Source organism: Streptacidiphilus jeojiense, assembly GCF_000719095.1.
In the GTDB taxonomy this organism is placed as follows: domain Bacteria; phylum Actinomycetota; class Actinomycetes; order Streptomycetales; family Streptomycetaceae; genus Streptacidiphilus; species Streptacidiphilus jeojiensis.
Window position 1 is genome coordinate 128,206 of the sequence record NZ_JOEH01000024.1, and the last position, 20,010, is coordinate 148,215.

The following is a 20,010-nucleotide window of genomic DNA, read 5'->3' on the forward strand; positions in this document are numbered from 1 at the left end:
CGAGATCAGGCGGCGTCGCGGAGGCTCATTTCTATCTGTTCCAGGCTCTGCTGCTTGGTCTCCTTGACCAGGAGCCAGGTCAGCACGAAGAGCAGTGCGTTGATCCCGGCGAAGACGTACATCGACTTGCCCAGCCCCAGATGGTTGTGGTCGGACATGATCGGGAAGACCGCTGTGATGATCCCGGTCGCCGCCCACAGCACCACCGCGCCGACGCCCATGCCGATGCTCCGCACCTTGAGCGGGAACACCTCGGCCATCATCACCCAGACCACCGCGCCCCAGCCCAGTTCGTACCCGGCCAGGTACAGCACCAGCAGGATCACCGCCAGCGTGCCCAGGGTGTTCTTGTCGTGGACGTTGAGGATGACCCAGCCGGTCAGCCCCAGCGTGACCACCATCACCACGTTGCCGATGAGCAGCAGCGGCTTCCGCCCCCAGCGGTCCACCACGAACACCACCCACGCGGTGAACGCCAGCTTGGTGATCCCCAGGATGATCGCCGACAGCAGCGCGGTGTTGGCGGTGAAGCCCAGCGAGATCAGCATGGTCGGGAAGTAGGCGTTGATCGCGTTCACCCCGCTGAACTGCTGGCCCACGGCCAGCAGCAGCGCGACGAAGAGCATCGGCCGGACCCAGGCGGCGCCCAGGTCGCGGATCCGTCCGCTCTGCTGGCTGTCGAGCGCGATGACCTCGCGGATCGACGCGACCTCAGCGTCGATGTCGTCGCCCTCGCGGCCGTGGGTGCTGGCCAGCACCGCGCGGGCCTCGTCCTCCTTGCCGGTGTTGAGCAGCCAGCGCGGGGTCTCCGGCAGCAGGGTGAGGCCGATGATCAGGATCGCCGCGGGGACGATCGCCCCGGCGAACATCCAGCGCCACAGGTGGTGCGGCTGCAGCCAGTAGCTGACCAGGAAGGCGATCAGGATCCCGCTGACGATGAAGATCTGGTTGAGCGCGCCCATGGCCCCGCGGATCCGGGCCGGGGCCAGCTCGGAGATGTAGGTCGGCACGGTCGCCGAGGAGAGGCCGATGCCGACGCCGAGCACGGTGCGGAAGCCGACCAGGGAGTCGAAGTTGGGCGCCAGCGAGCAGGCGACGGTCCCGAGGATGACGACCCCTCCGGCGGCCATGATGGTCCGGCGGCGGCCGACCCGGTTGCACAGCCGGCCGGCCAGCCCGGCGCCGATCATGGCACCGACCGAGAGGCTGGCGGTGACCACGCCCTTCTCGAAGCCGGTCAGGCTCCACACCTTGTTGATCACGACCAGGATGCCGGAGATGATCCCGAGGTCGTAGCCGAAGAGGATGCCGCCGAGGGCACCGAAGAAGTAGAGCGTCGCCGGATTGATCCTGCGCAGCGCGGACGGCGGTGCTGTTGCGGTCTGGGTCATGGCAGGTCGCCTTGTCTCGTTTACTCACCTGGATGGTCGTCAGCGCGCTTCGCAGGACCGACCGGGTGGTAAAGGAGCTTGCCTTGCTTGGTTCCGCCTTCGGATTGAAGCGCGCTCCTGACAAGTGGTCAAGAGTCTGCGTTCACATCCGAGATCGTTGATCCCGACAGGATGTCAGGCTTGGGCGACCTTGCCCCGATTAACGAGTTCATATTCCTGAACTTCGATCTGCGGGTGGAACGATTTTACCTCCCCTTGACTGTCATGGTGATTGCTTGAAACGCCGGCCGCTCCTCACGATGAACCCACGCTTCGTCAGGACCGGCCGGATCGTCACCAGAGGAGGAGTCACTCGTAGCGGTACTTCAGGGAATCGGCCTCGGTCTGCTCGATGTCCGCGATCGTCAGCCCGGGCAGCCGGAGTTGGGCCAGGGTCACCTCCGCGGAGGAGGGCTGGGCGTCCTTGGGCAGCCACTGCTCCGGCCGCCAGGCCGAGGACCGCATCAACGACTTGGGGCAGTGCGGGTAGACCTCCTCGATCCCCACCACCAGCGCGCTCACCGGCGGCTTCCCCACCGCGGTCAGCTGCGACAGCAGCTCCGGACGGGCCGAGACGCAGGCCCGGCCGTTGACCCGCAGCGTGGTGGGGCGGCCCGGGATCAGGAACAGCAGTCCGATGCGGCCGGTGGTGACCACGTTGTGCAGGGTGTCCAGGCGCTTGTTGCCGGTCGCGTCCGGGATCGCCAGCGTCCGGTGGTCCAGCACCGAGACGAATCCGGCCGGACCGCCGCGCGGGGAGACGTCGCAGTGGCCCTCCGGGTCCGCGCTGGCGACCAGGACCAGCGAGGAGCACCCGATCAGTGCCGCCGTCTGCGGGGTCAGCACGTCCATCTGCTTGCGCACGGCCGAATCGTTGGGCTGGGCGTAGAGCTCGCGCAGCGCGTCCGGGTCGGTGATGGCGTCGGCCACCAGGGCCTCGAAGGTGTGGGTACCGGCAGTAGTCGTCATGGCACCGACCCTACGGTCAGCCGACTCCGCCCTGCCGGGAATTCCACGGCGGGTGCTCAGCGCATGATCTCCCCGGCGTTGACCAGCAGCGACTGCCCGGTGATCGACCTGGCCCGGTCGGAGGCGAAGAACAGCGCCGCCTCGGCGACGTCGCCGTCGGTGGCCAGCTCCGGCAGCGCCATCCGCTCCGCCAGCCGACCCCTGACCTGCTCCTCCGGGATCTGCTCGGTGCCCGCCGTCCACTGCACGTACATCTCCACCGCCGGGCCCCACATCCAGCCGGGCAGCACCGTGTTGACCCTGATCCGGTCCGGGCCCAGCTCCCGCGCCATCGAGTACATCGCCGAGGTGAGCGCGCCCTTGGAGGCGGCGTAGGCGGCCTGGCGGACCTGGCTGGGGGCGGCGACCGCGGACTGCGTCCCGATGATCACGACCGAGCCGCCGCGCTCCTTCAGTGCGGGCAGGCAGGCCCGGGTGAGCTGGAGCGTGCCGATCAGGTTGACGTCCAGCACCCGCCGCCAGGAGGCGAAGTCGGCGTCGGCGAGGCCGCCGAAGTAGCTGTCCAGGGCGGCGACGTGGACCACCGCGTCGATCCGGCCGTAGCGCTCGACGGCGAGGGCGGCCAGTGCGGTGCAGGCGTCGTCCTCGGCGATGTCGGTGGAGCGCCAGGCGACCCGGCCCGCGCCCGGGTGCGCGGCCTCGACCTCGGCCGCGACCTTGGCGAGGTTCTCCTCGGTCCGGGCCCCGAGCACCACGTTGGCGCCCTCCCGCGCGGCGCGGACGGCCACCTGCTGGCCCAGGCCGGGGCCGACCCCGGAGACGACGACGGTACGACCTTCGAGCAGCGACATGGTCCGGCCCTCCAAGAGAAACTGACGGTGCGTCAGCTTAGGGCGGACGCCCGGCGAAGGCCAGAGCGGCAGCAGCGGCGGGTCCGACTTCGCGCACGGATCTGGGAAGTCCACGGTAACTGACGTACCGTCAGGCGCTATGACTGACGACCTTTCGCAGTACGCCGAGCTGGCCTCGCGCGGTCCGTACGGGGTGGCGATCGGCTCCGCGCTGATCACCATGGTGGAGCCGCATCCGGGGCACGAGTACGGCTACAACCGCTGGTACGAGGACGACCACTTCTACGCCGGCGCGATGGCCATGCCGTGGATGTTCGCCGGACGGCGCTGGGTGGCCACCCGGGACCTGCAACTGCTGCGCTACCCCGAGAAGTCCGCCGTGGCCGAGCCGGTGACCGCGGGGTGCTACCTCTCGGTGTACTGGATCACCGAGGGCCGGCACGACGCGCACATGCGCTGGACCATCGGCATCAACAAGCGGCTCAACCGGGACGGCCGGGTCTACCGGGACCGCACCCATGTCTTCACCTCGTTCCAGCAGCACGCCGGCGTCGCCTACCGGGACGGCGCGGCCGGCCCGCGCGACGTCCACGCGCTGGACCAGCCGTACCAGGGGCTGGTGCTGGAGGTCGTCGACTGCGAGAGCGGCGAGCAGCGGGACCAGCTGCTGGACTGGCTGCTGGAGCGCGGCCTGCCCGGCCGGCTGCGGGCCGGCGGCCCGGCGGCGATGTGCGTGGTCTTCCGCCCGCTGCCGCTGCCGGTCGACAAGATGTCCTACGTCAAGCCGGTGGACGGCACCGACACCCGGCTCACCCTGCTCTGGTTCCTGCAGGAGGACCCGCGCAGCTGCTGGTCCGCCTTCACCGGCCTGGACGCGGACGTGGCCGCAGCGGTACCGGGGGCGCGGGTGGAGCTGGTGGCCCCGTTCGTGCCGACCCTGCCGGGCACCGACCTCTACGTGGACCAGTTGCGCTGACGGTGCACAGCGAGGAAGCGGGACCACGCAGTCGCTGCTGCGAGGTCCCGCCGATGTGATCTGCCCTGATCCCCTGGGCTCCCGTGGGTCCGGGAGCAGGGCCTTACCGGTGCTGCTCGAACGCGCCGTCGTTGACGCCGGCGATGAAGGCGGTCCAGGCGTCCGGCGTGAAGCTGAGCGCCGGGCCGCCCGGGTCCTTCGAGTCGCGGACCGCGACCGCGGCGGGCGGCTTGGCCACCTCGACGCAGTTGCCGTTGCCCGAGTAGCTCGACTTCTTCCAGTTGAGGCCGTTGTCGTTGTCGCTGAGGTTGTTCTGGGTCATGGCTTTCCTGCTCCAGACTCCGCACTCGATCCGGTCCATCAGTAATCGGTACTGGATGGGTGCTCTGATGCTGTGTGGGTTCCTGTTGCGGTGGTGCTGAGGCTCACTCTGCTCCTCCGGCCCTCCGGGGAGCAAAGGCGGCCCCCGATGTTCGCCTACCTGGATGTAATTGCCCAGGAGGCAAGGATCAGGTAAGTCCTCGTGCTGTAGCATGCCCGACCTGGCCCGGCCCGAAGCCGGAACGCGGCGGTCAGCGCTCGAAGCCCCGGGCCACCTGCTCGACCAGTTCCCGGGTCTGGTCCGGGTTCAGCGCCTGGGCGCGCAGGTGTTCGTACATCATCGAGTAGAGGCGTACGTCCGTCGGCTTCTCCAGGTACAGGTCGCTGGTGACGCCCTCCAGGTAGACCACGCTGGCGTCGAGGGCGTCCTGGAAGTCCAGGATGGAGAAGGTGCCGCTCATCCCGGGGTGGGCGCCGACGCTGTAGGGGAGCACCTGCACGTTGATGTGCGGCTGCTGGCTGATCTCGATCAGGTGCGCGAGCTGACGCCGCATCACCTCGGGGCTGCCCACCTCGCGGTGCAGCGCCGCCTCGTCGACGACGGCCCACAGCCGCATCGGATCCTCCCGGTCCTTGATCAGGTCCTGGCGCAGCATCCTGATGTCGGTGCGCTTGTCGTTCTGCTCCGGGGTCGCCTCCGGCTGGATCCCGGTCACCACGGCGTGCGCGTACTCCCGGGTCTGCAGCAGGCCGGGCACGAAGAGCGACTCGTAGTTGCGCACCGAGATCGCCTCGGCCTCCAGACCGATGTAGACGCTGTAGGGGACGTCGCCGAAGGCGTGCCACCAGCCGCGCTGCCGCGACTCCCGGGCCATCGTCATCAGGCCGTCTATCAACGACTCGTCACCGACCCCGTACACCTCGCAGAGGTCGCGCACATCGCGCTGGCTGATGCTCCGTCGGCCGTTCTCCAGCCGGCTGATCTTCGACTGGGAGACCAGCAGCTGCTGGGCCACCTCCTCGGCGGTCAGGCCCTTCTGCTCACGGAGCCTGCGCAGTTCGGCGCCTAGACGACGGCGGCGGACGGTGGGGTTGATGCTGGCGGACGACACGGGTCCTCCGGCTTTCGCTCGGGATTCGTTGGAATGCATTCCGTTCCAGCAGCATGCCACCGCAAGGGGTTGCCGCGTGGGGCAATCGGCGCGGATCAGGGGCGCGCGAGTACACTCGTACGCCGCCTCGTGCTGCCGTGCGCACGCTCGCGCAAACGCCGACCGCCGCTGCCGGCCGCGAGGGTGGTCGCGGTCGGCAGCGGCGGTCGGCGTCACTGCACGGGTACTGCACGGGTCCTGCACAGGCATCGCACGGCTACTGCCTGGTTACTGCGCGAGTGCTGCCAAGGCCGGCGTCAGCGTACGGCTGCGCGCGCCATTCCCGGCAGTACGGACGGTCGGGCTGCCGTACGGCCGGGGGCGGCAGCGGTCTGCGCTGCACCCCTGCCCTGTGCGGCCGGAAGGCCGTTCTGCACGTCCATCACGGCGTGCGCGACCATCCCGCCCAGCGGGTCGTACCGGATCAGGTCACGCAGGCGTGACCTCGAGGAGCGGCCCTCGTTACCCGGGTAGAGATGCTTCCCCAGACCCACGGCGTGGGCCAGGGCTGCCAGGGCGGCTGTCCGGGGGTCCGGGGGTACCCCGGTCCGGATGGCCGTGTCCAGGCGTTCCTTGATCGCGCTGTTCGTGCAGTCGTCGGACGCCTGATAGCGCGTCGTCGGCAGCACCCCGCACACCTGGCCCGGCACTGCCCGCACCATGTCGCACCGCTCCAGGTGTGCCAGGTACGTCTGGCGCAGCCCCAGCCGGGGCCCGCCGATCCAGTGCACGGCACGCACCGCACTGCCGCGACGGCGCAGCAGTTCGAGCGCGTGGTCCAGGGTCGGGTCACCGGTCGGCCGTGGGTTCACCACGGCGATCCGGTCCCCGTCCGGGACTATTCTTCCGGCCATCGCCAGCTCGACGAGCTGTGCTCCGGCCAGACCGAGGTCAAGGGTCTGCGGTTGCGCGGTGGTCCCGGTCGTCGGGTCCAGTGCGAGCAACAACAGTTCCTCGGGAATTGTTCTGCGGCTCTTGCCCATCCAAGCCTCCCCGCGTGGATGAAGACAGAGTGACGCCTCTCACACCCTGCTGTCGAGAGTGCCTCGAGAGTGACACGACACCGTGATCTCGGGAACCGCTTGGATATGCCCCACGTCTGCCACAGGAGCGGCTGGTATCACAAAGGAATCGCCGGTCGAAGGTGCGGCGGACCAGCGATGTCGTGGTTGTGAAAGAAACTTGGGGAGAGACGTCCGGGTATGGGCGTCTGTCCGGGCGTGCGAGGAGGTTGGGTTACGTGGGCGAGTCCCCCGACAGGGTGGAGCGGAACGGCGGGGCGGGCGAGGACCGGGCGGCGAAGCCCGAGTCATGGTTCAGCCGCACCGGTACGGCCGAGCCGTCCCAGCCCACCGCGGGCCCGGCGCCGACGGAACCGGAACCGGACCAGGACCGCCCTGCGGAACGTCCTGCGGACCGCCCGGCTGATCCGCGGGCGGAGACCCCCGCGAGCGCGGCCGCGGACGCGGCAGCCCCCGCGAGCGAGGCCGGGACCGAGGCGCGGACCGATGCCGGGTCCGGGGCTGACGCGACCGATGCCGACACCGCCGACCGGGACGCCGACGGGACCGCCGCCGAGGAAGGCACCGCCGCAGCGGGCACCGCCGCAGGTGCTGAGGCCGACGCCGGTGCGGAACCCGATGCCGGCCCCGGCGCGGGCACCGACGCGCGTCCCGAGGCTGATTCCGGAGCAGGCGCAGGCGCCGATGCAGGGCCCGGCACGGGCGCCGGACCGGGCAGCGGTGCGGGCTCGGACGCGGGCACCCGCGCCGGTGCCGGCGCCGGGGTCGCCGTCGAGTCGTCCACCGGTGCGGGTGCCGACCCGGAGTCCGGTGCGGGGTCCGACACGGGGGCCGAGGTCCCCGTCGGGGCCTCCGCCGCCGGGGCCTCCGCCGCGGCGGCCGAGGACGGCCGTGGTGCGGCGCTGCGCCTCGACTCGCCGACCACCGCGCTGCGCGCACCGAAGCTGGACGAGCCCACCCGGGCCCTGCGCCAGGTGTCGATCCCGCAGGGTCCCCGGGAGCACACCGAGATCCCTCCGGTCGACGTCCCGGAACCCTGGGCCCCCGAGCAGCACCCGTCCGAGCAGCAGACCGCCGAGTACCGGGCCCCCGAGCCGTCCGGCCTCGGCCAGTTCGGCTGGGGTTACCGCGACGAGCCGTCCGCCCAGGCCGGGGCCCGCTCCCCGCAGTCCCCGGCGCAGCCGTACGGCGGCCGCCCCGGCGCCGGGTCCGCCCCGATCAGCCCCAGCCCGGAGAGCACCTCCGAGGCGATGGACGTGCTGGCGGCGCTCAGCCGCAAGCCGCGCGGCCCGCTGCGCCGCGCGCTGAAGCGGATCACGCTCTGGGGCGGCCTGCTGGTCTTCCTGCTGGTGATCCTGGCCATCGTCCAGGTGCTGCGGCCGCTGCCGGCCCCGACGCTCAAGATGACCACGGACTCCGCCTACGCCTTCGGCGGCTCCGTGCCCACCCTGGACTGGCCGGCCAGCGGGCAGGCGACGGCCGAGGTCTCCGGGCTGGGCAACCTGGGCCACTCGGGCTCGGACGACCCGGTGGCGATCGCCAGCGTGACCAAGGTGATGACCGCGCACCTGATCCTCAAGGACCACCCGCTGAAGAAGGACGAGCAGGGTCCGACGATCACCGTCGACCAGCAGGCGGTGGACGACTACAACAACGGCATCAAGGACCAGGAGTCGGTGGTCAAGGTCACCGTGGGTGAGCAGATCAGCGAGTACCAGGCGCTGCAGATGCTGCTGATCCCTTCGGCGAACAACATCGCCAGGCTGCTCGGCCGCTGGGACGCCGGCACGGACGCCGCCTTCGTCACCAAGATGCAGGCCGAGGCCACCGCGCTGTCCATGTCCAAGAGCACCTACACCGACCCCAGCGGGCTGGAGGGGACCACCAAGAGCACTGCGAACGACCAGCTCAAGCTGGCCGAGGTGGTCATGCAGGACGCGGTGTTCCGGGAGATCGTCAGCACCCCCTCGTTCACCCCGCCCGGGGGCACGGTCACCTACAACAACAACAGCCTGCTCGGCAAGAACGGCGTGATCGGCATCAAGACCGGCACCAGCAGCGCCGCCCTGGGCTGCCTGATGTGGGCCGCGCAGACCAAGGTCGGCGGCACCACCCAGACCATCGTCGGGGTGGTGCTGAGCCAGCCGGCTACCGGGGGTGACGGCGGCGGCTGGCTGCCCAACGTGCTGAAGAACAGCTCCAAGGTGATCGTCAGCGCCGAGCAGGCGCTGAAGTCGCACACCGTCGCCAGGAAGGGCGACGTGGTCGGCTACGTCGACGACGGGCTCGGCGGGAAGACCCCGGTGGTGGTCTCCAAGGACGTCACCGTGGCCGGCTGGGGCGGCCTGTCCGTGGACATCTCGCTGACGCCGACCAGCGGCGGCCTGCCGCACCAGGCCGCGGCCGGGACCACCGTCGGCAGCCTGGTCGTCGGCACCGGGGCCACCGCCCAGACCGTCCCGGTGGTGCTGGAGTCCAAGCTGAAGCAGCCCACCGCGGCCTCCAAGCTCACCCGGCTGGGGTGAAGCCCGGCGGTGCCGCGCCACCGGTTCACATGTGGACCGACGGCGCGGTACCGCCACCCTCCTCGGTCGGGTGGATCACCGGCTTGCCGGCCGGGTAGATCAGCCCGCAGACCACCATGCCGAAGACGAAGAACGCGGCCGACCACCAGTAGGCGGTGGAGTAGCTGTGCAGCTGCGCCTGCGCCTGGTTGGCCGGGGACGCCTGCTTGCCCACCAGGTAGGCGGTGGCGGCGCTGGTGGCCAGGGTGTTGAGCAGCGCGGTCCCGATCGAGCCGCCGACCTGCTGGCTGGTGTTGACGGTGGCGGAGGCGACGCCGGCGTCGTGGGAGGCGACCCCGGCGGTGCCCAGGGACATGGCCGGGGCGAAGATCAGGCCCATCCCGATCCCCATCACCAGCAACGGCGGCAGGATGTTGGCGCCGTAGGTGCTGTGCAGGTCCAGCCGGGTCAGCCAGGCCATGCCGAGGGCGCCGAGGAGCATGCCGACCGGCACGATCGGCTTGGCACCGAGCCGGGGCACCAGCGCGTTGGTGGCGGTGACCGAGGCGAAGATGACCATGGCGATCATCGGCAGGAAGGCCACACCGGTCATCACCGGCGAGTACGACAGAGACTGCTGCAGGTAGTAGGTCAGGAACAGGAAGACGCCGAACATCCCGGCGCCGGCGATGAACATCGCCAGGAACGAGGCGCCGCGGTTGCGGTCCAGCACCACCCGCAGCGGCAGCACCGGGTGCTCGGTGCGGCTCTGCCACCAGACGAAGGCGATCAGCAGCACCACGCCGGCCACCAGGAAGCCCCAGGTGCCGACCGAGCTCCAGGAGTGCGACTCGGCGTTGGAGAAGCCGTAGACCAGCCCGAACAGGCCCAGTGACACCAGGACGGTGCCGGGGATGTCCAGCTTCGGCGGGTCCTCCGGCGCCCCCGCGTGCAGCAGCCGGACCGCGCCGACGAAGGCGATGGCGGCCAGGATCAGGTTGACGAACAGGCACCAGCGCCAGTTCAGGTACTCGGTCAGCAGGCCGCCGAGCAGCAGCCCGAAGGCGCCGCCGGTGCCGGCGATGGCGCCGTAGATGCCGAACGCCTTGCCGCGCTCGCTGGGGTCGGAGAAGGTCGTGGTCAGCAGCGACAGCGCGGCGGGCGCCAGCAGCGCCCCGAAGGCGCCCTGCAGGGCCCGGGCGATGACCAGGACCTCGAAGCTGGGGGCGGCGCCGCCGAGGGCCGAGGCCACCGAGAAGCCGACCAGGCCGATCAGGAAGATCCGCTTCCGGCCGACCAGGTCGGCGATGCGCCCTCCGAGCAGCAGCAGGCTGCCGAAGGCCAGCGCGTAGGCGGTGACCACCCACTGCCGGTTGCCGTCGGTGAAGCCCAGGTCCTTCTGCGCGGAGGGCAGCGCGATGTTCACGATGGTCGCGTCGAGGACCACCATCAGCTGGGCCAGGCCGATGACGGCGAGGACCCACCAGCGGTGGTTGTCGCCGGTGGAACGGGTCAGGCCGGTTGCACCCTGGCTTGTGGTCGTGGTCGGACGGGTCATGGCGTCGCTCCCAAGGGAATCCACAACAAAAATGTACAAAGGTGTACATAGGACCCTAAGCCGACTAGTCCATTGCTGCATTACCCGGGGAGAACGACCGAGGCGGTCCTCGGATCAGAACGGGAACTGCGCGTGCCGGGTGGCCAGGGTGACCCAGCGGGTGTTGCTGAAGGCGTCCAGGCCCCAGCGGCCGCCGAATCGGCCGTAGCCGCTGGCCTTGGTGCCGCCGAAGGGGGACTGGGGCTCGTCGGCGACCGACTGGTCGTTGATGTGCACGATCCCGGTGTCGATGCGTTCGGCCACCCTGAGTCCGTGGGTGCCATTCTCGGTGATGATGCCGCAGGTCAGCCCGTGTTCGGTGGCGTTGGCCAGGGCGACCGCCCGGTCGTCGTCGGCGAAGGTGCTGAGGACGCAGACCGGGCCGAAGGCCTCGCGGGTGTGCAGGTCGGCGTCCTCGGTGACGCCGGTGAGGACGGTGGCCGGGTGCACCGCGCCCTGCGGCTCGCCCCCGCCGGTCAGCACCGTGGCGCCCCTGGCGACGGCATCGGTGACCAGGGCGGCGACCCGGCGGGCGGCGCCGACGCTGACCAGCGGGCCGATGACGGTGCCGGGGTCGGCGGGGTCGCCCGAGGGCAGCGCCGCGACCTTCGCGGTGAACTTGGCGGTGAACTCCTCGGCGAGGCTCCGGTGGACCAGCACCCGGTCCCCGGACATGCAGATCTGGCCGGAGTGCAGGAAAACCCCGAACACCGCGGCGTCCACCGCGTAGTCCACGTCGGCGTCGTCCAGCACGATGATCGCGTTCTTGCCGCCCAGTTCCAGCACGGCCGGCTTGACGTGGCGGGCGGCGTGGGCGCCGATGACGCGTCCGACGCCGGTGGAGCCGGTGAAGTTGACGGCCCGTACCCTCGGGTCGGCGATCAGCGCCTCGGCGATCTGCGCGGCGTCCTGGCGGGCGTTGGTGATCACGTTCAGCACGCCGTCGGGCAGGCCGGCCTCGCGCAGCAGGTCGGCCAGGAACAGCGCGCAGGCGATCGGCGCGTCCTCGCTGGCCTTGACCACGACGGTGTTGCCGGCCGCGATCGGTGCGGCGACGGCGCGGATGCCCAGGATCAACGGGGCGTTCCAGGGGGCGAAGGCGGCCACCACGCCCAGCGGCCTGCGTATCGCCAGGCCCAGCACGCCGTCCTGCTGGGCGCTGAGGACCTCGCCGCGCGGCGCGGTGGTCCCGGCGGCGGCCTCGCGCAGGATGTTGGCGGCCAGGCCGACGTTGAAGTACGCCCAGCCGGCGGTCCCGCCGGTCTCGCCGGCCATCAGCTCGACCGCCTCCTTGGCCCGGCCTTCCAGCAGGTCGGCGGCGGCCAGCAGTACGGCGCGGCGGGCGAAGGGACCGGTCGCGGCCCAGGCGGGGAACGCGGCATGGGCCGCCTCGACGGCCAGCGCGACGTCCTCGGTGCCGGCGGCCGCGACGGTGGCGTAGACCTCGCCGGTGTAGGGGCTGAGGTCCTCGGTGGTGCGGCCGGACAGCGCGGGGACGTTCCGGCCGTTGATCAGCAGGTCACGGTGGAGGGTCATGGGTGCGTGCCTTCCTTCTCTGGCCGCCACCCCAACCGCTCCTGCCACGGCAACGGTGGCGTGATGCCGAGAGCCTAGTTGCCGTACCGGAGTTCGGACCCGGACCGATCAGCGGACCGCACCCCGGGCGCCGAACTCACAGCTGGGTCTTACGTTTTGCCGTTTTGCCGACCGGGAGGGGGCGTCTCAGACGGTCCAGAGCGCGTGCAGCGTCGGCGGCTTGCGGAAGACCAGGCCGCGCGGGGCGCTGGGGCGCTGGGGATCCAGGCGCAGACCGGGCAGGCGGTCCAGCAGGGTGCGCAGCGCGATCCGGGTCTCCAGCCGGGCCAGGTGCGCGCCCAGGCAGTAGTGCGGGCCGTGCGCGAAGGCCAGCTGGAGGCGGGAGTTGGCCCGGTGCACGTCGAAGGCGTCCGGTTCGGCGAAGACCGCGGGGTCGCGGTTGGCGCCGGCCAGGGAGACCGTGACCAGGTCGCCGCGGCGGATCTCGGCGGTGCCGAGCCGGACGTCGCGGGTGGCGTAGCGGTCGACCACCGCGGCACCCGGCTCCAGCCGCAGCGACTCCTCGACGGCGTTGTCCAGCAGGGCGTCGTCGGCGCGCACCAGGGCGACCCGGCGGGGGTCCTCCAGCAGGTGCAGCAGCGCGTTGGCGATCATCGCCTCGGTGGTCTCGATGCCGCCGAACAGCAGCACCGCCGCGTTGGAGGCCAGCTCCGGCAGGCCGAGCCGTTCGGCCGCGCTGACCAGGAGCGAGCGGTCGCCGCCGGAGCGGTCGTCACCGGGGCGGTCGCCGCCGGGGCGGTCGTCACCGGAGCGGTCGCCGCCGGAACGCTCGTCGCCGGGGCGGTCGCCGTCGGCGTGCACCGTGGCCGCGACCGCCGCGCGCAGCTCGGCGTAGGCGGTGGCCCCCTCCGGACCGGCCGGGCGGCCCTCGGTGATCTCGTTGACCGCTTGCACGATGCCGTCGTACCAGGTCAGCACGGTTGTGGTGTCGGCACCGACGAGACCGAGGATGTCGGTCATCACCACGGCGGCCAGCGGCCCGGCGAAGGAGCGGCGCAGTTCGGCGGCGCCGTCCCGGCTCAACCCGTCCAGCAGCAGGTCAGCCTGCTGCTGGATCCGCTCGGCGAACCCGGTGTGCAGCTCGCGCAGGCGGAAGGGTGCGGTGAAGGGCTCGCGGTGGACGGCGTGCTCGGGACCGTCCAGCGAGAGCATGCTCGGGCCGACCACCTGGGCGGTGGAGAAGCGCGGGTCGTCCACGGTGTACGTCTGCGCGTCGCGCATCACGGCCGTCGCCAGGTCGCGGCGGGTCACCAGCCAGCCGCCGAGGGCCGGGAGCCAGGACACCGGCTCCTCGGCCCGCAGCCGGGCCAGTAGCGGATGCGGGTCCTCGGCGAGCTCCGGCAGTGTCACGGCCGCCCCGAGCGGAAAGCTCCCAGTGATCATCGGCTGAGGCTATCGGCGGCCGCCGCCCGCTGTCGATCGGTCGGTGGATCGGGCGGTGCATCGGTCGGTGGATCTGTCGGTGCATCGGGCGGTCCGGCAGTACCGGAACCGCGCCGGACTACTGCGTGCGCAGTAGCGGACTGTTGCAGATGCAGCAGTGGACTGTCGGTAGCCGGACGACGCCCCGGCAGGGCCTGCTCGGAGAGTCTGGGAGGGATCCCGAGTCCCGAGGTTTGGAGTCCCCTGTCATGGCCGTCTTTCTCTCCCGTCTGGGCCGGCTGGCCTTCCGACGGCGCTGGTACGCCGTGGTGGTGTGGGTGGCCGTGCTGGTCGGCGCCGGCGCCGGAGCGGTGCTGGCGCCGGCCAACTCCAACACCAGCTTCTCCGTTCCGGGCACCGAGTCCCAGCAGGCGATGGACCTGATCAAGCAGGACTTCCCGGCGGCGGCCGACACCGGAGTGTCCGCGCGGATCGTGTTCGTCGCCCCGGACGGGCAGCAGGTCACCGCCACCGCGAACAAGGCCGCCATCGACGCGGTGGTGAAGGAGGCCGCGGACAGCCCGCAGGTGTCCGGTTCGGTCACCCCGTTCCAGGCGGGCACCGTCAGCTCGGACGGGACCACCGCCTACGCCACCGTCAGCTACAGCACCACCGCCGACGACCTCAGCACCGCCAGCAGGACGGCGCTCGACGACGCGGTCCAGCAGGGCCGGGACGCGGGCCTGACCGTGGAACTGGACGGCAGCGCCCTGACGGCCACTCCGTCGCCGGGCGGGTCGACCGAGGTGGTCGGCATCCTCGCGGCGGCCGTGGTGCTGCTGGTCACCTTCGGGTCGATGGCCGCCGCCGGGCTGCCGCTGTTGACCGCGGTCCTGGGCGTGGGCATCAGCACCGCCGGGATCACCGCCCTGGGCAGCACGCTCGGCCTGTCCAGCTCGACCAGCGGTCTGGCCAGCATGCTCGGCCTGGCGGTCGGCATCGACTACGCCCTGTTCATCGTCTCCCGCTACCGCGAGGAGCGGGCCAGGGGAGCCAGCGCCGTCGACGCCGCGGGCACCGCGGTGGGCACCGCAGGCTCCGCCGTGGTCTTCGCCGCCCTGACCGTGGTGATCGGCCTGGCCGGCCTGTGGGTGGTCGGCATCCCGGCGCTGACCACCATGGGTCTGGCCGCTGCGGCTGCCGTACTGGTGGCCGGACTGATGTCGCTGACCCTGGTCCCGGCCCTGCTCGGCTTCTGGCCGGAGGCGGTGCGCTCGCGCAAGGAGCGCCGGGCCGCCCGCAGGGGCGTGAGCCTGCCGAAGCGCACCAAGCCGAACGGCGGCAGCCGCTGGGCCCGGTTCGTGCTGCGCCGGCCGCTGCCGGTGCTGCTGCTGGGTGCGGTCGGTCTGGGCGTGGTCGCCGTCCCGGTGACGCAGCTTCAGCTGGGCACCTCGACCGACGGGGCGCTGCCGACCACCAGCACCGAGCGGCGTGCCTACGACGACCTGGCCCACGGCTTCGGCGCCGGGATCAACGGTCCGCTGACCATCGTGGTCCAGGCCGACGGCGCCAAGGACCCGAAGGCGGCCGTGGCCGGGGTGGAGAAGACGATCGCGGCCACCTCGGGCGTCGCCTCCGTCTCCAAGGCGCAGTTCGACGCCGCGGGCGACACGGCGGTGTTCTCGGTCGTCCCGACCACCGATCCCAACGACCAGCGGACCGCCGACCTGATCCACACCCTGCGCGCCGAGCAGGACGCGGTGAAGGCCGCCACCGGGGCGGACTTCAAGGTCAGCGGCAGCACCGCGATCAACATCGACACCGCGCAGAAGGTCCAGGACGCGCTGCCGCGCTACCTGGTGGTCGTGGTCGGCCTGGCGTTCCTGCTGCTGATGATGGTCTTCCGTTCGGTGCTGGTCCCGGTCAAGGCGGCGCTCGGGTTCGTGCTCTCGGTGCTGGCGTCGCTGGGCGCCGTGGTGGCGGTCTTCCAGTGGGGCTGGCTGGCGAGCCTGCTGGGCGTGACCACGACCGGGCCGATCATGAGCATGATGCCGATCTTCCTGGTGGGCATCGTCTTCGGTCTGGCCATGGACTACGAGGTCTTCCTGGTCTCCCGGATGCGCGAGGCCCACACCCACGGGGAGTCCGCCGAGCAGGCGATCGTCTCGGGCTTCAACCACAGCGCCCGGGTGGTCACGGCCGCCGCACTGATCATGGCCGCGGTGTTCTCCGGTTTCCTGGGCGCCGGCGACTCCATGATCAAGACCATCGGCTTCGGCCTGGGCATCGCGGTGCTGTTCGACGCCTTCGTGGTACGGATGGCGATCGTGCCGGCCGTGCTGGCCCTGCTCGGTGACCGGGCCTGGTGGATCCCGCGCTGGCTGGACCGGGTGCTGCCCCGGGTCGACATCGAGGGCAAGGCCCTGGAGCGGAGGGCCGCTGCGGCGGCTGATGTCGATGCCGATGCCGCTGCTATGGCTGAGGCTGAGGCTCTGGAGCCGGTACCGCTCCGATAGGAGCAGACAGCAGCGTTCGCGGGGCCGTCCGGGGCAGACCCGGGCGGCCCTGGGGCCGTACCCGGGCCGTTCCCGACGGACTCGGCCACGATGGACTCACCCCCGAGCAGGAGGACTCGATGATTACCGGCTGGAAGCGGTACCTCCGCGAGCACCCCCGCCTCGCCGACGGGGCCGTAGCCGTACTGCTCTTCGTCGGCTGCGTCCCGGCCACCGTGTTCATCACGCAGGATCGCCCGGGCCACCCAGCATGGTGGAACGCCGCGGTGCTCCTGGCCGTCAGCTCCGCGGCGCTGCTGTGGCAGCGCAGCCACACCCGCACCGTCGTCGCGGTGACCACGGTCTGCGCCGTCGTCGCCTGCGCCCTGGGCTACCTGCTCACCCCGCTGCTGCTGGGGCCGCTCATGGTGGCGCTCTACCGGCTGGCCGTGGACGGCACCCGCAAGGTCGCGTTCGGCTACGCCTCGGCCGTGGCCCTGCTGCTCGCCTTCACGACCATGGTGGTCCGGCCGACCGGCTACGCCTTCATCCTCAACACGGTGAACCCCGCCGCCATGATCGTGATCCCGGCCCTGCTCGGCTACGCGGTCCAGAACCGGCGCGCCTACCAGGACGCGGTCGCCGCCCGGGTGGCGCAGGCCGAACACGCTCGGGAGGAGGAGGTCAGGCACCGGGTCGCCGAGGAGCGGATGCGCATCGCCAGGGAACTGCACGACGTCGTGGCCCACCATCTGGCGCTGGCCAACGCCCAGACCGGGACCATCGCCTATCTGATGCACTCCCATCCGGTCGAGGCCGAGAAGCTGCTGGTCGAACTGGCCGGGACCACCTCCTCGGCGCTGCGCGAACTCAAGGCCACCGTCGGGCTGCTACGCCAGGGCGACGACGCGGGGCAGCCGCTGGAACCGTCCCCCGGTCTGGAGCGGCTGCCCGACCTGGCCGAAGCGATGCGGACCACCGGACTGACCGTCACCCTCAGCACCGAAGGCACCCCGCAGCAGCTGTCCCCCGGCGTGGACCTCACCGCCTACCGGATCATCCAGGAGGCGCTGACCAATGTCTCCAAGCATGCGGGGACGGCAGTGGCCGAGGTGGAGCTGACCTACTCCACCGGCCTGCTGAACATCACCGTCCGCAACGAGGAGGGGGCGCCGCACCGCGGACCCCGGTCGGCGGAATCAGGTGCCGACTCCGGTTACGGTTTGCTGGGCATGCGCGAGCGCGCCCAGTCGGTCGGCGGCCGGCTGCGGGCCGAGCCTCGCCCCGGCGGCGGTTTCGAGGTCGCCGCCGCGCTGCCCCTGCATCCGCGTGTCCCCGACGAGGAGACAACTCCATGACCATCCGTGTCCTGCTCGCCGACGACCAGGCCCTGCTGCGGGCCACCTTCCGGCTGCTGATCGACTCCCGCCCGGACCTGGAGGTGGTGGGCGAGGCCGCCGACGGTGCCCAGGCCGTGGAACTCGCCCGCGCGCACCGTCCCGACGTGGTCCTGATGGACATCCGCATGCCCGGCACCGACGGCCTCAGCGCCACCGCCACCATCTGCGCCGACCCGCAGCTGAACGACACCCATGTGCTGATCCTGACCACCTTCGAGCTCGACGAGTACGTCGCCCAGGCGCTGCGGGCCGGCGCCAGCGGCTTCCTCGGCAAGGACGTCGGCCCGGGCGAACTCCTGGACGCCATCCGGACCGTGGCCGCGGGCGACGCCCTGCTCTCCCCGCAGGCCACCCGAACCCTGATCACCCGCTTCCTGACCGGCCCCGAACTCGGCCCGGCCCCCGACGCCCTGAAGCGGCTCGACCCGCTCACCGGACGCGAACGCGAGGTGATGGCCCTGGCCGCCGAGGGCCTCGACAACAACGCCATCGCCGCCCAGCTGTTCCTCAGCCCACTGACCGTCCGCACCCACCTGCACCGCGCCATGGCCAAACTCGACGCCCGCGACCGCGCCCAACTGGTCGTCATCGCCTACCAGTGCGGCTTGGTCCGAGCCGCCCCGCAGTGACCACCCCCACCGGACCCCCACCGACGCAGGAGCGCCACCGGGGCGCTCTCCTGATCCGCTAGAGTGTCGGTGTCCAGCCTTAGTAGCTCAGGGGATAGAGCACGGCTCTCCTAAAGCCGGTGTCGCAGGTTCGAATCCTGCCTAGGGCACACATCTTGCGACGTAAAGTCGCAGGTCAATGCCATGATCGCGGGTATCCCGCGATTCGGCGGCAGTGTGGCGCGCCTGAGGTGGAGTGTATAAGTCCAGGTCAAAGGGGTGGGGGAGGCAGACGCCCGTCGCAGGTGTGTGCCCTACCCCGGCACCCAGAAGTTCCGACACCTGCTTGTGGGGCAACTGGTGCCTTCGTCCGCACTCCGTGCAGGATGACGCTTTTCGGTTGAACGCTCGTCCTTGAGCAGGGCCCCAAGGACGGCTTCGCCTCGTTCCCATTGCGGCCGTCCAGCTTGGTGCCTGTGCCGATTGGCTTCGCATTCGGTCGGCTGGGCAGTCGACCGACGCGGGGATCCGCTCCGCTGCGGTGGTGGCCTCCAGGCCCAGCTCACGCTCCTGCATGACGTCCGGGTCAGGGTTCGTGGCGGGCTCGTCGGCGCCCTCGGAGGACACGGTCAGCGCGCTCAGCGTGACCCGACATCATCGCGTCAGGCCCGGACCTCGCGTCAGGCCCGGACCGTCTGCGCCAGCAGCGCCAGCGAGGGCACCAGCACCTGGCCGCCACCGGCCAGTGCAGCGGTGATCGCGTCGACCGTCTGCCGCTGATGGCGCCGCAGCTCCCATCGAAGGACGATCACCGCTGCGAAAATCTTGTAAGACCCAAGATCAAGACAGCTCCCCAACTGACCTTGCTCTGCGTCAGGGGGTGTAGTAGCCCTCGAGGTCGGCGATGACGTTGGTGGTACCGGTGTAGTTGTAGATGCTGATGGTGCCGTTGGAGCTGACGGGGATCAGGGTGAGGGTGGAGGTCGTTTGTCCGGTGGTGAAGTTGAGGGTGGAGGTTCCGGGGTTGGGGCCGCCGGCAGCGTAGGCGGTGAGGTAGCCGCCTGCACTGGAACCGGTGGTCGTGAGGTTGACCAGGACGGCGGTGGCGCCGGCGGGGACGTTGGTGGTGCCGGCGACCTTGAGGGTGAGGTGCTTGCCTGAGCCCAGGGTGCCCTTGGGGGTGCCGGTGCCGTTGCGGGTGTCCAGGATCCGGGTGGGGTTGGTGGGGATGAAGGGGTTTCCGGTCAGGGAGTCGGTGGCGGTGGTGAAGGTACCGATCAGGTCGATCACGGCCTGGGTCTTGCCGGTGCTGTTGTAGAGGTTGACGGTGCCGTCGGCGCCGACGGGCACGGTGACCAGGTTGGATACGGTCTGTCCGGCGGCGAAGTTGAGGCTGGACACGGCCGGGCGAGCGGTGCCGCCGGTGTAGGCGGTCAAGTAGCCGCCGGTGGTGGGTGCGGTCGCGGTGACCCGCAGCACGGCGTAGCTGGTGGCGGAGGGCACGTTGGTGGTTGCCACCGGGACATTGATGGTCTGTCCGGCGGCGATGGGCCCGTTGTGGAAGCGATTGCTGATGCGCGTGTCCAGGACGCGGTACTGGCCGGTGGCGGTGTAGGCGGACCCGGCGGTGTTGGTGTTGGTGGTGTAGTAGCCCTGGAGGTCGGCGATGAGGTGGACGGCTGCGCCGGGGCTGGCGGTGAGGGCGATGGTGCCGTCGGCGGCGACGGG

15 protein-coding genes, 1 tRNA gene and 1 pseudogene are annotated in these 20,010 nt (G+C 71.0%); 6 read left to right on the top strand and 11 right to left on the bottom strand.

What is annotated here, in order from left to right:
* Positions 1 to 5 precede the first annotated feature (5 nt).
* The 3 genes from IF29_RS0129550 to IF29_RS0129565 form a co-directional block, all read right to left on the bottom strand.
* Positions 6 to 1,391 carry a sugar porter family MFS transporter gene (locus tag IF29_RS0129550; protein WP_051726184.1) on the bottom strand — a complete coding sequence of 462 codons (1,386 nt, stop codon included), beginning with the start codon at positions 1,389 to 1,391 and terminating at the stop codon, positions 6 to 8.
* Between the two features lie 348 nt (positions 1,392 to 1,739).
* The gene (locus tag IF29_RS0129560) at positions 1,740 to 2,399 is read right to left on the bottom strand and encodes a pyridoxamine 5'-phosphate oxidase family protein (protein ID WP_030261261.1); all 660 of its coding nucleotides are present in this window, start codon (positions 2,397 to 2,399) and stop codon (positions 1,740 to 1,742) included.
* Positions 2,400 to 2,455: 56 nt separating this feature from the next.
* On the bottom strand, positions 2,456 to 3,250 hold the full coding sequence (locus tag IF29_RS0129565) for an SDR family oxidoreductase (RefSeq protein ID WP_030261263.1): 795 nt from the start codon (positions 3,248 to 3,250) through the stop codon (positions 2,456 to 2,458).
* Positions 3,251 to 3,389: 139 nt separating this feature from the next.
* Here IF29_RS0129565 and IF29_RS0129570 point away from each other — a divergent pair, with 139 nt between their 5' ends.
* Positions 3,390 to 4,226, top strand: coding sequence for a hypothetical protein (locus IF29_RS0129570; protein ID WP_030261265.1), 837 nt, complete (start codon positions 3,390 to 3,392; stop codon positions 4,224 to 4,226).
* A gap of 103 nt (positions 4,227 to 4,329) precedes the next feature.
* On the opposite strand, the gene IF29_RS0129575 is transcribed toward IF29_RS0129570, so the two are convergent.
* From IF29_RS0129575 to IF29_RS0129590, 3 genes are all read right to left on the bottom strand, one after another.
* Complete coding sequence (locus IF29_RS0129575; RefSeq protein WP_030261267.1) at positions 4,330 to 4,548, bottom strand: DUF397 domain-containing protein; 219 nt, start codon at positions 4,546 to 4,548, stop codon at positions 4,330 to 4,332.
* A 250-nt stretch (positions 4,549 to 4,798) separates the two neighbouring features.
* Complete coding sequence (locus tag IF29_RS0129585) at positions 4,799 to 5,698, bottom strand: helix-turn-helix domain-containing protein (protein ID WP_051726185.1); 900 nt, start codon at positions 5,696 to 5,698, stop codon at positions 4,799 to 4,801.
* A gap of 257 nt (positions 5,699 to 5,955) precedes the next feature.
* Positions 5,956 to 6,681, bottom strand: a complete 726-nt coding sequence (locus tag IF29_RS0129590; protein WP_030261272.1) for a GOLPH3/VPS74 family protein — start codon at positions 6,679 to 6,681, stop codon at positions 5,956 to 5,958.
* Positions 6,682 to 6,938: 257 nt separating this feature from the next.
* On the opposite strand from IF29_RS0129590, the gene IF29_RS42460 reads away from it, so the two are divergent.
* A complete protein-coding gene (locus tag IF29_RS42460) occupies positions 6,939 to 9,245 on the top strand; it encodes a D-alanyl-D-alanine carboxypeptidase (RefSeq protein WP_051726186.1) in 2,307 nt (768 codons plus the stop codon).
* A gap of 25 nt (positions 9,246 to 9,270) precedes the next feature.
* On the opposite strand, the gene IF29_RS0129600 is transcribed toward IF29_RS42460, so the two are convergent.
* The 3 genes from IF29_RS0129600 to IF29_RS0129610 all read right to left on the bottom strand — a co-directional run bounded on the left by IF29_RS0129600 (position 9,271) and on the right by IF29_RS0129610 (position 13,800).
* Positions 9,271 to 10,782, bottom strand: coding sequence for an MFS transporter (locus IF29_RS0129600; protein ID WP_051726187.1), 1,512 nt, complete (start codon positions 10,780 to 10,782; stop codon positions 9,271 to 9,273).
* 114 nt (positions 10,783 to 10,896) lie between these two features.
* Positions 10,897 to 12,357: an aldehyde dehydrogenase family protein gene (locus IF29_RS0129605; protein ID WP_030261280.1), complete on the bottom strand. Its 1,461-nt coding sequence runs from the start codon at positions 12,355 to 12,357 to the stop codon at positions 10,897 to 10,899.
* 186 nt (positions 12,358 to 12,543) lie between these two features.
* Entirely contained in the window at positions 12,544 to 13,800 is a 1,257-nt protein-coding gene (locus IF29_RS0129610; protein WP_030261282.1) for a cytochrome P450, read from the bottom strand.
* A gap of 248 nt (positions 13,801 to 14,048) precedes the next feature.
* Here IF29_RS0129610 and IF29_RS0129615 point away from each other — a divergent pair, with 248 nt between their 5' ends.
* The 4 genes from IF29_RS0129615 to IF29_RS0129630 all read left to right on the top strand — a co-directional run bounded on the left by IF29_RS0129615 (position 14,049) and on the right by IF29_RS0129630 (position 18,452).
* Positions 14,049 to 16,295, top strand: a complete 2,247-nt coding sequence (locus IF29_RS0129615; protein WP_051726188.1) for an MMPL family transporter — start codon at positions 14,049 to 14,051, stop codon at positions 16,293 to 16,295.
* 119 nt (positions 16,296 to 16,414) lie between these two features.
* Complete coding sequence (locus tag IF29_RS0129620) at positions 16,415 to 17,632, top strand: sensor histidine kinase (protein ID WP_030261286.1); 1,218 nt, start codon at positions 16,415 to 16,417, stop codon at positions 17,630 to 17,632.
* Positions 17,629 to 18,303: a response regulator transcription factor gene (locus IF29_RS0129625; protein WP_030261288.1), complete on the top strand. Its 675-nt coding sequence runs from the start codon at positions 17,629 to 17,631 to the stop codon at positions 18,301 to 18,303. Before IF29_RS0129620 ends, IF29_RS0129625 begins: the two co-directional genes overlap by 4 nt.
* Positions 18,304 to 18,379: 76 nt before the next feature.
* A tRNA-Arg gene (locus IF29_RS0129630) sits at positions 18,380 to 18,452 on the top strand.
* Positions 18,453 to 18,962: 510 nt separating this feature from the next.
* Here the strand turns inward: IF29_RS0129630 and IF29_RS48620 are convergent.
* Both IF29_RS48620 and IF29_RS47040 read right to left on the bottom strand, forming a co-directional pair.
* On the bottom strand, positions 18,963 to 19,094 hold the full coding sequence (locus IF29_RS48620; protein ID WP_269665044.1) for a hypothetical protein: 132 nt from the start codon (positions 19,092 to 19,094) through the stop codon (positions 18,963 to 18,965).
* 61 nt (positions 19,095 to 19,155) lie between these two features.
* Positions 19,156 to 20,010 (bottom strand): annotated as a pseudogene (locus IF29_RS47040) (PKD domain-containing protein); the annotation flags it as partial.

Coding starts and splice junctions, on each gene's coding strand:
- IF29_RS0129585 (WP_051726185.1), bottom strand. CDS start 5,698: ATGCATTCCAACGAATCCCGAGCGAAAGCCGGAGGACCCGTGTCGTCC.
- IF29_RS0129560 (WP_030261261.1), bottom strand. CDS start 2,399: ATGACGACTACTGCCGGTACCCACACCTTCGAGGCCCTGGTGGCCGAC.
- IF29_RS0129615 (WP_051726188.1), top strand. CDS start 14,049: ATGGCCGTCTTTCTCTCCCGTCTGGGCCGGCTGGCCTTCCGACGGCGC.
- IF29_RS0129570 (WP_030261265.1), top strand. CDS start 3,390: ATGACTGACGACCTTTCGCAGTACGCCGAGCTGGCCTCGCGCGGTCCG.
- IF29_RS0129625 (WP_030261288.1), top strand. CDS start 17,629: ATGACCATCCGTGTCCTGCTCGCCGACGACCAGGCCCTGCTGCGGGCC.
- IF29_RS0129620 (WP_030261286.1), top strand. CDS start 16,415: ATGATTACCGGCTGGAAGCGGTACCTCCGCGAGCACCCCCGCCTCGCC.
- IF29_RS0129575 (WP_030261267.1), bottom strand. CDS start 4,548: ATGACCCAGAACAACCTCAGCGACAACGACAACGGCCTCAACTGGAAG.
- IF29_RS0129600 (WP_051726187.1), bottom strand. CDS start 10,782: ATGACCCGTCCGACCACGACCACAAGCCAGGGTGCAACCGGCCTGACC.
- IF29_RS0129550 (WP_051726184.1), bottom strand. CDS start 1,391: ATGACCCAGACCGCAACAGCACCGCCGTCCGCGCTGCGCAGGATCAAT.
- IF29_RS0129565 (WP_030261263.1), bottom strand. CDS start 3,250: ATGTCGCTGCTCGAAGGTCGTACCGTCGTCGTCTCCGGGGTCGGCCCC.
- IF29_RS0129610 (WP_030261282.1), bottom strand. CDS start 13,800: ATGATCACTGGGAGCTTTCCGCTCGGGGCGGCCGTGACACTGCCGGAG.
- IF29_RS0129590 (WP_030261272.1), bottom strand. CDS start 6,681: ATGGGCAAGAGCCGCAGAACAATTCCCGAGGAACTGTTGTTGCTCGCA.
- IF29_RS0129605 (WP_030261280.1), bottom strand. CDS start 12,357: ATGACCCTCCACCGTGACCTGCTGATCAACGGCCGGAACGTCCCCGCG.